Source organism: Pigmentiphaga sp. GD03639, from assembly GCF_029845405.1.
Classification (GTDB): domain Bacteria; phylum Pseudomonadota; class Gammaproteobacteria; order Burkholderiales; family Burkholderiaceae_B; genus Pigmentiphaga; species Pigmentiphaga daeguensis.
In genome coordinates this window covers 84,796-96,986 of record NZ_JAOCLR010000007.1, presented here as the reverse complement: position 1 = coordinate 96,986, position 12,191 = coordinate 84,796, and the positions used below count along the sequence as shown (strand labels likewise).

The following is a 12,191-nucleotide window of genomic DNA, read 5'->3' as shown; positions in this document are numbered from 1 at the left end:
TCCCCATGTCTCGCTTTCTTCACGTTCGTCCCGGGCGCCAGCAGGGCTTCACCCTGGTGGAGGTCGCCATCGTCGCCGCCATCGTCCTGATCGCCGCCATCATCGGCATTCCCGCCATCAACGGCTATGTCATCGAGAACAAGGTGCCGGCGGTGGGGCAGGAACTGCATCGCTTCATCGCGCGCACCAAGGTCTCCAGCCAGGGGTTGGGCAACACGCCCTATACGGGCATAGGAATCGCCCAGCTCGCCAATTCGCTGCGCAGCAGCAGCGTCATCACCGTCGCGGGCTCGGGGGCCACGGCCACGGTCCGGCATGGCCTGGGCGCCACGGACGGCAGGATCGTGCTCGCTGCCGATACCCTGACTTCGTCCGGGGATGCCTTCGGACTGACGCTGGACAAGGTCAACGAAGCGGCATGCCCGGCGCTGGCCGCGGTCATGCAGCGAGTGTCCGAGCGCATCGTCATCAACAGTGTCACCGTCAAGCAGCCGGGCACCGGCGGAGCGGCGGGCACCTATAACGCCGCCGGCGCGGACGCCGCCTGCACCAGCGGCGATACGAACTCCTTCTCGTTCACCGCACGATAGGGCGCGCCCATGTCGCATACGACGGCTCTCCATGCCGCGCCGGCTGCCCGCGCGGCACGCCAGCGCGGATGGACCCTGATCGAACTGGCCATCGCCGCCAGCATCGCCATGGTGCTGGCCGTCCTGGCGGGGAGCCGCCTGGTGCGCGAGGTGGACGACGCGGCGGCCCAGGCGACGGGGACGTACCTGCTCGCGATCAAGGGAGCCATGGATGGCTACCTGGTCCGGCACTACGACGCGCTGGCCGGCGGAGCACCCGTTGCCGGCGTGGCGCAGGCATTCGCGCCCACCCTGGCCGAACTGAGGGAGGCCGGCCTGCTGCAGCGCGGATTTCCCGATCGCACGCCGTTCAACCAGGCTGTCGCCATCCGTGTCGAGCGCAGCGGCTCCTGCCCAGGGACCGGATGCAGGGTGGATGCGCTGGTGCATACCGCCACGCCGCTGCGCGCGCCGGGGGCTTCCGAGCCGGATCCCGGCATCCTGGCCCAGGTCGTCATGGCCACCGCCGGATACGGCGCCGCCGCCTATCCCGACCAGCCGGCGCTGATGCGCGGCGCGACACACGTCCTTCCCAATCCATTGGGCGCGACGGCGGGTGTCGTGGGAGCCCTGGCAAGCCTGGATACGACCTTGTTCCAGCAGTTCGTGCGCATGCGGGATAGCCGCAATCCCGACCTGCAGGGGAGCCTGGATGTGCGAGGCGGCGTGCGGTTGCACGATTCCCTGGCGCTGCGGGGTACGGCCGGCGATTGCCTGACGGCGACCAACACCGGCGTGCTGACCGTGCAGTGCGCCGGCGTGCTGCAGACCAAGACCGGCCTGTTCCGGGCTGACAACGGCAGCATCGTCCAGATCGATCCAGTCTCGGGCATCGTCGCCAGCCAGCGGGTCCGTGCCGCCGCGGGACTGTCCACCGACCGGGGATCGATCTTCGACGCCGCCGACGCGCAGCCCACCTTGCGCGTGAACACGGGCCAGATGATCGTTGCGACCGGGGCCGGCCTTGCGCTCTCGGTCGTCGGCCGCGACCTCGTCGGACATGCCGGCGTGTCCGTCGATCGGCTGGGCGTCAGGGAGGTGGCTGCGGCCAACACCCCCTGCCTCTCACGGATATCCACCGAGGCCGGCGCCAACGCCGAATTCGCCCCCACGTCGGCCGGAGGCCTCCTGGTCTGCGCCGGCGGCACATGGCGCGAACTGGCAGCCATGGCATCGACCGGCGCCGCCTGCGCCCCCAACGGCGCGTTCGCCACCGACTCCGCCTCGGGCACCGGCCTGGTCTGCCGCCTTGGCGTCTGGATGCGCGCCGACGACCTGCTGTCCAGCTACGTCATGACCGGCAGCCAGATCGTCGCGTCCGGCGACACCGTCCAGAAACCCGCCTGCGGCCGGCTTGGTACCGCCGCCGGCACACCGCTCATCTATCTGTTGCCCCAGATCGAGTCCTCCAAGGCTTCGTCGTTCACCCGCAAGGCAGTGGACGCCGGGACGGGCTGGCAGGTGCAACTGCTGGACTACGACGGAACGGTTCTTGGCGGTCCCGCCAAGGCCATCGCCCAGGTCTATTGCAAATACTAGGGAGGAAGAATGAAGCGAATCATCGCCGCGGGCGCGGGCTGCGTCCTGGTTTCATGGAACGCCGGCGCGCAACCGGCACCGCCGCAGATGCGGACACCTTGGGTGGATTCCACGCATATAACGGGGGTGGCGAAGAGGGTGATGCCGGATAGTCCGGTCACGCCGCCCGGAGTTGATATACCTCAAGAGCCGCGAGCACCCGCAACCATTCAGGAGTTGCTTGACCGCATGGCTGGTGCAGAACTGTACTTCCGTGAGCTGTGGGATGGTCGAAGTGGTTGGAATGAACTGCCCGCCGTCCTGCGCGTTGTGGTGAAGGGAAGCGGCGCGGAAGTCCAATCACATGGGCAGTGGAACAATCAGTGGTCTCGGCTGTGCGTTCTGACTCCACTAGACACCAGGTGTGCGGCCGCTCCCGGCTCCATGAGCGCGAATCTTGTGCTGGAGATCAGCAGTTCAGCCATCACCGTTGCCGGGGCATCGTGTCTTCCCTGGTATATGGGAAGCGCCAGCGCTTGGGCCACATACACTTGGGACCATTACAGCAACGGATATGGCAAGTTTTCTAACCAGAACCGCCATCAACAGCCTGCCGGCAACGGCTACTCCGGATATTTTTTCCAGAACGGGAGCTTTTACTCTTCTTGCTACTACGAGATGCCAGGATAGCGCTTGGAAGAGGATGCTTCCTCTTCCAAGTTAGTGGACATCCCTCGTTGAGAATGTCCAAGCTTTTCCAATGTTGTTTCCCGCTTGGATTGCTTCGATTTCCACTCTGTAGGTCTTGCCTGGTTCCAGTTCGGCAATGGGTAGAAGGAATACACAGCCACGATGTGTTGCCGTCAGGTTGCCGTCAGTGACGATCTGAGCATCGACGGCCTTGTCGATGTATACGGAAGCATGGCGCAAGAGTCGGATCTGAATCGAACTAGTAGTCTGTTCTTCTTGGGCAGTGGCTCGCAACACTTCGAGCGGGGCGTAGTGTCCTTCCGAGCCACAGAACATGATCGGTGTGCCGGTAACAAGCAGGTCTGGGGCCGGGTTTGGCGATTCACTCGAGGGGACGAAGCGGGGGTTGACGTTCGTCTGCTTGTCAATTGGCCAGTGCCACGTTGTGTGAATGGGTTGCAAGTTCGCGGTGGTTGCGCCAAAGGTGATACTGGTACTGCTAAAAATGGCGGGTGTTGTCGTGGAATCCACGCCCAGACCTACTTGGTTGGCTCGCGGCTCCAGTACCCCGTACAGGTGGTAGACCGAATGCAAGAGAGAGTCAATGGCCTCGACGCCTGGTGAGAAATAGGAAATAGCCTCCGTGACTGGTTTTCCCGTATATCCCTGAGCAGTAGCCCTGGAGACATAGTCCGTCCCCGTGAACCACGGCTTATTCGGATCTTCCCCATGGCCCCTCACATAGTTCCTGACCTGATACGTCGCATGTGCCTGCGCGGCGGCATCTAATTGAGCATTCTGTTCCACGGCACCGACCCCGGCCGCCAGCCGGGCCTCGTTGAGTCGCGTGAACGCAGCCAGCTTCTCTCCCGTATGGCTGGACGTGGGCATGTCGGTGATCGGCCGGGTAGTTTCCTGGCCAGGGGGTGGGGCGGGGGGCGCCGGGGGAGAAGATCCGCCGCCTCCGCAGGCGGCCAGCATGGCAGTCAGGGGAAGCGCGCAAATGAAGCCGGGGAAGGACCCCGGCCCGATGGGGGGTGATGGACGTTTCATGGCAAGCCTCGATGCGACACCGCCCGGGAATCTCCGAGGCGGCGAATGAGCCCCTAGCCGGGGGATATCCGGTCTAACGGGTCCTTGGCCCGACACAAGATACGGGGCTCCACGTACGTGGTTGCCGAGGGGTCGCCCGGCTGGCGTCCTGCCTTACCGGTAGAATGTCCGCATCACCGTTTCCATTCCGTCCCATGCGTCTGCTTCTCGCGCTGCTCCTTCCCTGGCTCCAGTTCTTCACCATCGGCCGCCCCTTCGCCGGCATCTTCTGCCTGATCCTGCAATTGACGCTGATCGGCTGGATCCCGGCCGCGATCTGGTCGGTCTACGCGCTCAGCCAGTACAAGACCGATCAGAAGATCAAGAAGGCGATGGCAGGCCGGTAGCCCGGCTCCGGCGCTCGCCGGTCCGGCGATCCACCCCCGTTTTCCCCGTTCCGGCCCGGGCGCGCACCCCGGGGCCGCCGTCCCTCTATAATTGACGATTCGATATCTATCCGGGGATGCAAACGGGTGCAGTTGGCGATTCATCCCCCTACCTGCGTGCAGCGATGAAATCCGCCGAGATCCGTCAGAAGTTCCTTCAGTTCTTCGAGTCCAAGGGCCACACCGTGGTGCCGTCCTCGTCGTTGGTGCCGGCCAACGATCCGACCCTGCTCTTCACCAACTCGGGCATGGTCCAGTTCAAGGACGTCTTCCTGGGCAACGAAGTGCGCCCGTACAAGCGCGCGACCTCGTCGCAGCGCAGCGTGCGCGCCGGCGGCAAGCACAACGACCTGGAAAACGTGGGCTACACGGCCCGGCACCACACGTTTTTCGAGATGCTGGGCAATTTCAGCTTCGGCGACTACTTCAAGCGCGACGCCATCCACTACGCCTGGGAACTGCTGACCACGGTCTACAAGCTGCCCAAGGAAAAGCTGTGGGTCACGGTCTACCAGGAGGACGACGAGGCCTACGGCATCTGGCAGAACGAGATCGGCGTGCCGGTCGAGCGCATCGTCCGCATCGGCGACAACAAGGGCGCGCGCTACGCGTCCGACAACTTCTGGCAGATGGCGGATACCGGTCCCTGCGGCCCGTGCTCGGAAATCTTCTACGACCATGGTCCCGAGATCTGGGGCGGCCCCCCGGGATCGCCCGAGGAAGACGGCGACCGCTACATCGAGATCTGGAACCTGGTGTTCATGCAGTTCGACCGCGACGCGTCGGGCACCCTGAACCCGCTGCCCAAGCCCTGCGTGGACACGGGCATGGGCCTGGAGCGGATCGCCGCGGTGTTGCAGCACGTGCATTCGAACTATGAAATCGATCTGTTCCAGAACCTGATCAAGGCCGCGGCGCGCGAAACCGGCTGTACCGACCTGGCGAACAACTCGCTGAAGGTGATCGCCGACCATATCCGCGCCTGCTCGTTCCTGATCGTGGACGGCGTGATCCCGGGCAACGAAGGCCGCGGTTACGTGCTGCGCCGTATCATCCGCCGCGCGCTGCGCCACGGCTACAAGCTGGGCCAGACCAAGCCCTTCTTCCATCGCATCGTCAAGGACCTGGTGGCCGAGATGGGCGAGGCCTATCCCGAGCTGGCCAAGGCCGAGGCGCGGGTCGAGCAGGTACTGCGCCAGGAGGAAGAGCGTTTCGGCGAAACGCTGGAACACGGCATGAAAATCCTGGACGGCGCGCTGGCCGCGCTCAAGCCGGGCGCCGCGCTGGACGGCGAGACGCTGTTCAACCTGTACGACACCTACGGCTTCCCGGTGGACCTGACGGCCGACATCTGCCGCGAGCGCAACGTGGACGTGGACATGGACGGCTTCGAGGCCGCGATGACCCGCCAGCGCGAGCAGGCCCGCGCCGCGGGCAAGTTCAAGATGGCCGCCGGCCTGTCGTACGACGGCGCCAAGACGGTATTCGAAGGCTATGCGCACCTGGCCGCGCAAGGCAAGGTCACGGCCCTGTACGTGGATGGCGCCTCGGTGCCGCGCATCGAGGCCGGGCAGGCCGCGGTGGTGGTGCTGGACCGCACGCCGTTCTACGCCGAGTCGGGCGGGCAGGTGGGCGATGCCGGCGTGCTGGTGCAGGGCGCGGCGCGTTTCGACGTGGAAGACACGCAGAAGATCCAGGCCGACGTGTTCGGCCATCATGGCAAGCTGGTCTCGGGCTCGCTGGCGGTGGGCGACACGGTCGATGCCCAGGTAGACGAAGTCCGCCGCGCGCGCACGATGCGCAACCACTCGGCCACCCACCTGATGCACAAGGCGTTGCGCCAGGTCCTGGGCGAGCACGTGCAGCAGAAGGGGTCGCTGGTGGACCCGGACAAGACCCGTTTCGACTTCGCGCACGACGCCCCCATGAGCGCCGACCAGATCGCGCAGGTGGAAGCCATCGTCAACCGCGAGGTGCTGGCCAACACGCCGGTGCAGTCGCAGCTGATGGCCTACGACGACGCGGTCAAGGGCGGCGCGATGGCGCTGTTCGGCGAAAAGTACGGCGACGAGGTGCGGGTGCTGGACATCGGCTTTTCGCGCGAGCTGTGCGGCGGTACCCACGTGGGTCGCACCGGCGACATCGGCCTGTTCAAGATCGTGAGCGAGGGCGGTGTGGCCGCCGGCGTGCGCCGGGTCGAGGCCATCACCGGCGACAACAGCCTGTCCTATCTGCAGAACCTGAACGCCACGCTGGCTTCGGCCGCGGGCGCGCTGAAGGTGCAGCCGGGCGACCTGCCGGCGCGCATCGGCCAGGTGCAGGACCAGTTGAAGGGCCTGGAGAAGGAAATCGCCCAGTTGAAGAGCAAGCTGGCCAGCAGCGCCGGCAATGATCTGGCGGCCTCGGCGGTCGAGGTCAAGGGCGTGAAGGTGCTGGCTGCCAAGCTGGACGGGGTCGATCCCAAGTCGCTGCGCGAGACCGTGGACCAGCTCAAGAACAAGCTCAAGTCCGCAGCCATCGTGCTGGCCGCCGTCGACGGCGGCAAGGTCAGCCTGGTGGCCGGCGCCACGGCCGACGTGTCCGGCAAGGTCAAGGCCGGCGATCTGGTCAATTTCGTGGCCCAGCAGGTGGGCGGCAAGGGCGGCGGCCGGCCGGACATGGCGATGGCCGGCGGCACGGATCCCTCGGGCCTGCCGCAGGCGCTCGCCAGCGTGCAGGGCTGGGTGGAAGGCCGCCTGTGAGCGGTGCGGCGGGAGAAGGCGCAATGAGTACCGAACCGGTGGCGTTCGATCTGGAGGTGGATGCCAAGGGGCTCAAGTGCCCCTTGCCCATCCTGCGTGCGAAGAAGGCGCTGGCCACGCTCGAGAGCGGGCAGGTATTGAAGGTGGTGGCCACCGACAAGGGGTCGGTGCGTGACTTCCAGGCTTTTTCCAAGCAGACCGGCAACGAGCTGCTGGCGCAGACCGACGATGGCGAAGTGTTCGTGCATTACATGAAACGCCGCTGACGGGCCACAGGTACTTTCTCCGCCCGCGGCGCTGAACCTGCCGTCGGGCGGCGTGTCATACCGCAGCTGGCGTTCGCCGGCGCGACCGTTCTCCCCAAGGTGACCCCCATGCGGCTACCGTCATTGCGTTGGCTTCTGGTCCTGGCGCTGCTCGTCGTGGGCGGCTTGGCGGCAATGGCCTTCCGCGACCGCGCCGTGCGCCCGGTCGTGACCGGGCCGATCAGCGCCATCGTGTCCTTTGGCGACAGCCTGAGCGACGTCGGCACCTACAATCCCGGCGCAACCTATCCCGACCCGGCCACGCGCAGCGCGGCAGGGCAGCGTTTCACGACCAAGCCCGGGGAGGTCTGGGTGGAAGTGGTGGCCGACGCGCTGGGCCTGCCGATCAAGCCGAACCAGCAGGTCGATTTCGGTCCGCGCGGGCAAGGCGGCCGCATCGTGGACCTGGGCGGCAATGGCTATGCGCAGGGCGGTGCCCATATCGAGACCGACGCCGCGACGGCGCCGGCTCCGGATGGCATCCCGGCCGATGGCGGACTCCAGGGCGAGACCGCCGTTTCCATCAAGGCCCAGATCGACCGCTACCTGGCCACGCACAAAGGCTTCGACGGGACGGAACTGGTGCTGGTGCAGGGCGGCGGCAACGATTTCCTCGATGCCTTCCAGACCCTGGGAGACACCGAGCCCGAACCCGCGTCCGATGCCGACGACCGGATGGAGGCGCTGGTCCGGGCCAAGGCGGCCGCCATGGTGGCCCAGCTCAAGCGTCTGTCCGCGGCCGGCGCCAAGCGGATCGTATACGTCAACCTTCCCGACCTGGGCATGCTGCCGTTCATCCGCAATACCGAGCTGGAAGACCTGGCCACCGACGTGTCCGAGGGCTACAACGAACTCGTGGCCGGCGGGCTGTCGGGAACGGGCGTGCAGGTGTTCGACCTGGCCGGCCTGATCGACGATGCCGTCGACGACCCCGCCGCGGTGGGCCTGACCGTGACCGACAAGCCCGCCTGCACCAATTACGATGCGTCGCAGGGCGAGGTGGATGCACTGCTGTGCACCCCCGCCACGCTGGTGGAGCCGGACGCGGACCAGCACTATTTGTTCGCGGATTCCATGCATCCGACCACGGCCGGGCACCGGCTATGGGGGGAGAAGGTGGCGGCCTTCATCCACGATCGCTTTGGCGCGGTGGTCAAGCCGGTCCGGGTGGCCAGGGATACGACGGCTCGTTGAGCCGGGCAGGGCGAGCGTCACGGGGCTTTGGCTGCAATGGTGAAGACGACACCGAGCGAGTCCATGACCTTGCGCAGGGTCAGATAGTGCGGATTGGCCCCTGGAGCCAGGGCTTTGTACAGGCTTTGCCTGCCCAGTCCGGCTTTGCGCGCAATGTCGCTCATGCCGCGCGCACGCGCCACGGCTGCCAGCGCGGCAAGAAAGACGTCGGGGTTTGCGTCGCCGGCCGCTTCCGCGAGAAAGCAGGCGATGCTTGCTTCGTCTCGCAGGAATTCAGCCGCATCGAATTCGGCGGTGGTTGTTTTTGTCGGCGCTATCATGCGTGTCGCTCCCGCTTCAAGTCCCGCCAGATGGTCCTGGCGAGTTCGATATCGTGTTTCTGCGTGTCCTTGATGCCCGCACAGAGCAGGACGTAGATGTCGGCACCCTCCCGTGCGATGTAGAGCCGGTAGCCTGGGCCGATATGCAGGCGAAGTTCGTGGATGTCTTCGCCGATGGAACGCATGTCGCCAAAGAGCCCGTGCTGGACGCGCAGAAGCCGCATCAGGATGGCGCCACGGTCGCTTGGGCTTTTCAGCCGATGCAGCCATTCCGCGAACTGGTTCGTTCTCTTGATGATCAGCATGCCAAGTGTCTCCTCGTGGAGACAGTTTGTCAAGCATGCAGCGATATTTCAACCGTCGGGGTGATCTTTTTGTCATCCTTCGGTTCAGGGGGAGGGCGTTGCGGATAAGGAAACGGCCCCGGAAGGGGCCGTTCTCGCCGGTCGAAAATCCGCTGTCAGCCCAGTTTCGCCCGCTGCTCCCGCACCTTGTCCAGCGTATCGCTGAACTGGGCCAGCCGGGCGCGTTCCTGCTCCACCACGGCGGCCGGGGCGCGGTCGACGAAGCTGGCGTTGCCCAGCTTGCCGTTGGCTTTGGCGATCTCGCCTTCCAGGCGGGCGATCTCCTTGTCCAGGCGGATCTTCTCGGCGGCCACGTCGACCTCGATGTGCAGCATCAGGTGTGCGTCGCCGACCACCTGCACGGGGGCGCCGACGACGTCGGGCAACCGGTCGACCACCTTGACCTCGGTCAGCCGGGCCAGGGCCGCCAGGTAGGGGGCATTGCGTTCCAGGGCGGCGCGGTTGCCGGTGGCGTTCAGCGGCGCCTTCTGCGAGGGCGGCACGTTCATTTCGCCGCGCAGCGCGCGCACGGCGTCGACCTGGGCCTTGAGCTCGGCCATCGCGGCTTCGGCGGCCTCGTCGATCTTCTCGGCCTGGGCGGCGGGGTAGGGCTGCACGCCCACGCTGGTGGATTCGCCGGCGCGGCGCTTGCCGGCCACCACCGAGACCTTCTGCCAGAGTTCTTCCGTGATGAACGGGATGATGGGATGCGCCAGCCGCAGCACGGTTTCCAGCACACGGATCAGCGTCTGGCGCGTGCCGCGCTGCTGGGCTTCGTTGCCGGTCTGCAGCTGGACCTTGGCCAGCTCCAGGTACCAGTCGCAGTATTCGTCCCAGACGAAGCGGTACAGCGCGGTGGAGATGTTGTCGAAGCGATAGTCGTCGAAGCCCTTGGCGACCTCGGCCTCGGTGCGCTGCAACTGGCTGATGATCCACTTGTCGAACACCGACAATTCCACCGCCGCGCCGGCTTCCACGCCGCAGTCCTTGCCTTCGACGTTCATCAGCACGAAGCGGGTGGCGTTCCACAGCTTGTTGCAGAAGTTGCGGTAGCCCTCGCAGCGCTTCAGGTCGAAGTTTATGTTGCGGCCCAGCGTGGCGTAGGCGGCCATGGTGAAGCGCAGCGCGTCGGCGCCGAAGGCCGGAATGCCCTCGGGGAATTCCTTGCGGGTCTTCTTGGCGATGCTCTCGGCCTGCCTGGGGTTCATCAGGCCGGTGGTGCGCTTGGCCAGGAGGCCGTCGAGGTCGATGCCGTCGATCAGGTCGACCGGGTCCAGGGTGTTGCCCTTGGACTTGCTCATCTTCTGGCCTTCGGCGTCGCGGATCAGGCCGTGCATGTAGACGTGCCTGAACGGGACCTGGCCGGTGAAGTGCGTGGTCATCATGACCATCCGGGCGACCCAGAAGAAGATAATGTCGAAGCCGGTGACCAGCACCGACGAGGGCAGGTAGCGCGCCAGGTCGGGCGTCTGTTCGGGCCAGCCCAGCGTGGTGAACGGCACCAGCGCCGACGAGAACCAGGTGTCCAGCACGTCAGGGTCGCGGGTGAGCGCGCCGGCGTAGCCGGCGGCCGCGGCCTTGTCGCGCGCTTCCTGCTCGTTGCGGGCCACGAAGATGCGGCCGTCGTCGGCGTACCAGGCGGGAATCTGGTGGCCCCACCACAGTTGGCGCGAGATGCACCAGTCCTGGATATTGTTGAGCCACTGGTTGTAGGTGGTGGTCCAGTTCTCGGGGTAGAACCTGACGCGGCCGTCGGCCACCACTTCCAGCGCGACGTCGGTGATCGACTTGCCGGGATGGTGGGTGCCCTCGGGCGCCGGCTTGCTCATGGCGACGAACCACTGGTCGGTCAGCATGGGCTCGATGATGGCGTTGGTGCGGTCGCCGCGCGGCACCATCAGCTTGTGCTTCTTGACCTCGGCCAGCAGGCCCTGGGCCTCGAGGTCGGCCACGATGCGGGTACGGGCCTCGAAACGGTCCAGCCCCCGGTAGACCTCGGGCGCCTCGTCGTTGATGCGGCCGTCCAGCGTCAGGATGGAGATCATGGGCAGGCCGTGGCGCTGGCCCACGGCATAGTCGTTGAAGTCGTGCGCGGGCGTGACCTTGACCGCGCCGGTGCCGAATTCACGGTCGACGTAGTCGTCGGCGATGACGGGAATCAGGCGGCCGGTCAGCGGCAGGCGGACCTGCTTGCCGATCAGGGCCTGGTAGCGTTCATCCTCGGGATGGACCATGACGGCGACGTCGCCCAGCATGGTCTCGGGACGGGTCGTGGCCACGACGATGGCGGCATCGCTGCCGTCGACCGGGTAGCGGATGTGCCACAGGTGGCCGTCTTCTTCCTCGCTGACCACTTCCAGGTCGCTGACGGCGGTCAGCAGCTTGGGGTCCCAGTTGACCAGGCGCTTGCCGCGATAGATCAGGCCTTGCTCGTACAGCCGCGTGAAGACCTCGGCCACGCCGCGCGACATGTCCTCGTTCATGGTGAAGTATTCGCGCGTCCAGTCGGGCGAGGTGCCCAGCCGGCGCATCTGGCCGGTGATGGTGCCGCCGGAGTGCTGTTTCCATTCCCAGACCTTCTCGACGAACTTGTCGCGGCCCAGGTCGTGGCGGCTGACCTTCTGCGCGTCGAGCTGGCGCTCGACCACGATCTGCGTGGCGATGCCGGCGTGGTCGGTGCCCGGGATCCACAGCGTGTCGAACCCGCGCATGCGGTGGTAGCGCGTCAGGCCATCCATGATGGTCTGGTTGAAGGCGTGGCCCATGTGCAGCGTGCCCGTCACGTTGGGCGGCGGCAGCTGGATGGTGAAGGCCCGGCCGTTGTCGGGGCCCTGGACGTGTACCCCGGCCTTGAAGTCCCCCCGTTGTTCCCACAGCGGATACCAGCGCGCCTCGATGGCGGCCGGCTCGAAGCTCTTGGGCAGTTCGTCGGTCTCGGTTTGAGGTTGGGGAGAGGCTGAGGTCATCGGTGT

11 protein-coding genes are annotated in these 12,191 nt (G+C 66.0%); 7 read left to right on the top strand and 4 right to left on the bottom strand.

Annotated features, from left to right (window positions below; translation table 11 throughout):
• Window positions 1–5: 5 nt before the first annotated feature.
• From N5K27_RS09815 to N5K27_RS09805, 3 genes are read left to right on the top strand one after another with little or no spacing between them, the layout of a single operon-like run.
• Window positions 6–590 carry a prepilin-type N-terminal cleavage/methylation domain-containing protein gene (locus tag N5K27_RS09815; protein WP_087839925.1) on the top strand — a complete coding sequence of 195 codons (585 nt, stop codon included), beginning with the start codon at window positions 6–8 and terminating at the stop codon, window positions 588–590.
• Between the two features lie 9 nt (window positions 591–599).
• Complete coding sequence (locus N5K27_RS09810) at window positions 600–2,168, top strand: type II secretion system protein (protein WP_279816055.1); 1,569 nt, start codon at window positions 600–602, stop codon at window positions 2,166–2,168.
• Window positions 2,169–2,177: 9 nt separating this feature from the next.
• The gene (locus N5K27_RS09805; RefSeq protein WP_279816052.1) at window positions 2,178–2,837 is read left to right on the top strand and encodes a hypothetical protein; all 660 of its coding nucleotides are present in this window, start codon (window positions 2,178–2,180) and stop codon (window positions 2,835–2,837) included.
• Window positions 2,838–2,867: 30 nt separating this feature from the next.
• Here N5K27_RS09805 and N5K27_RS09800 read toward each other — a convergent pair whose 3' ends face one another.
• Window positions 2,868–3,728 carry a CAP domain-containing protein gene (locus N5K27_RS09800; protein ID WP_279816050.1) on the bottom strand — a complete coding sequence of 287 codons (861 nt, stop codon included), beginning with the start codon at window positions 3,726–3,728 and terminating at the stop codon, window positions 2,868–2,870.
• Window positions 3,729–4,084: 356 nt separating this feature from the next.
• Between N5K27_RS09800 and N5K27_RS09795 the strand changes: the two genes are divergently transcribed.
• The 4 genes from N5K27_RS09795 (at window position 4,085) to N5K27_RS09780 (ending at window position 8,555) form a co-directional block, all read left to right on the top strand.
• Window positions 4,085–4,276 carry a YqaE/Pmp3 family membrane protein gene (locus tag N5K27_RS09795; RefSeq protein WP_087839922.1) on the top strand — a complete coding sequence of 64 codons (192 nt, stop codon included), beginning with the start codon at window positions 4,085–4,087 and terminating at the stop codon, window positions 4,274–4,276.
• A gap of 164 nt (window positions 4,277–4,440) precedes the next feature.
• Window positions 4,441–7,056: an alanine--tRNA ligase gene (gene alaS, locus N5K27_RS09790; RefSeq protein WP_087839921.1), complete on the top strand. Its 2,616-nt coding sequence runs from the start codon at window positions 4,441–4,443 to the stop codon at window positions 7,054–7,056.
• 38 nt (window positions 7,057–7,094) lie between these two features.
• Window positions 7,095–7,322 (top strand): sulfurtransferase TusA family protein, encoded by a 228-nt coding sequence (locus N5K27_RS09785; protein WP_087839997.1) that lies wholly within the window; start codon window positions 7,095–7,097, stop codon window positions 7,320–7,322.
• A gap of 108 nt (window positions 7,323–7,430) precedes the next feature.
• Window positions 7,431–8,555, top strand: coding sequence for an SGNH/GDSL hydrolase family protein (locus N5K27_RS09780; RefSeq protein ID WP_132979230.1), 1,125 nt, complete (start codon window positions 7,431–7,433; stop codon window positions 8,553–8,555).
• A gap of 17 nt (window positions 8,556–8,572) precedes the next feature.
• Here the strand turns inward: N5K27_RS09780 and N5K27_RS09775 are convergent, their stop codons facing one another.
• From N5K27_RS09775 to N5K27_RS09765, 3 genes are all read right to left on the bottom strand, one after another.
• Window positions 8,573–8,875, bottom strand: coding sequence for an addiction module antidote protein (locus N5K27_RS09775; protein ID WP_087839919.1), 303 nt, complete (start codon window positions 8,873–8,875; stop codon window positions 8,573–8,575).
• A complete protein-coding gene (locus tag N5K27_RS09770) occupies window positions 8,872–9,180 on the bottom strand; it encodes a type II toxin-antitoxin system RelE/ParE family toxin (protein ID WP_279816043.1) in 309 nt (102 codons plus the stop codon). The genes N5K27_RS09775 and N5K27_RS09770 overlap by 4 nt, the downstream gene beginning before the upstream one ends.
• Window positions 9,181–9,335: 155 nt before the next feature.
• A complete protein-coding gene (locus tag N5K27_RS09765) occupies window positions 9,336–12,185 on the bottom strand; it encodes a valine--tRNA ligase (protein ID WP_087839917.1) in 2,850 nt (949 codons plus the stop codon).
• Window positions 12,186–12,191: the final 6 nt, after the last annotated feature.

Coding starts and splice junctions, on each gene's coding strand:
- N5K27_RS09770 (WP_279816043.1), bottom strand. CDS start 9,180: ATGCTGATCATCAAGAGAACGAACCAGTTCGCGGAATGGCTGCATCGG.
- N5K27_RS09810 (WP_279816055.1), top strand. CDS start 600: ATGTCGCATACGACGGCTCTCCATGCCGCGCCGGCTGCCCGCGCGGCA.
- N5K27_RS09775 (WP_087839919.1), bottom strand. CDS start 8,875: ATGATAGCGCCGACAAAAACAACCACCGCCGAATTCGATGCGGCTGAA.
- N5K27_RS09795 (WP_087839922.1), top strand. CDS start 4,085: ATGCGTCTGCTTCTCGCGCTGCTCCTTCCCTGGCTCCAGTTCTTCACC.
- N5K27_RS09800 (WP_279816050.1), bottom strand. CDS start 3,728: ATGCCCACGTCCAGCCATACGGGAGAGAAGCTGGCTGCGTTCACGCGA.
- N5K27_RS09765 (WP_087839917.1), bottom strand. CDS start 12,185: ATGACCTCAGCCTCTCCCCAACCTCAAACCGAGACCGACGAACTGCCC.
- N5K27_RS09815 (WP_087839925.1), top strand. CDS start 6: ATGTCTCGCTTTCTTCACGTTCGTCCCGGGCGCCAGCAGGGCTTCACC.
- N5K27_RS09780 (WP_132979230.1), top strand. CDS start 7,431: ATGCGGCTACCGTCATTGCGTTGGCTTCTGGTCCTGGCGCTGCTCGTC.
- alaS (WP_087839921.1), top strand. CDS start 4,441: ATGAAATCCGCCGAGATCCGTCAGAAGTTCCTTCAGTTCTTCGAGTCC.
- N5K27_RS09805 (WP_279816052.1), top strand. CDS start 2,178: ATGAAGCGAATCATCGCCGCGGGCGCGGGCTGCGTCCTGGTTTCATGG.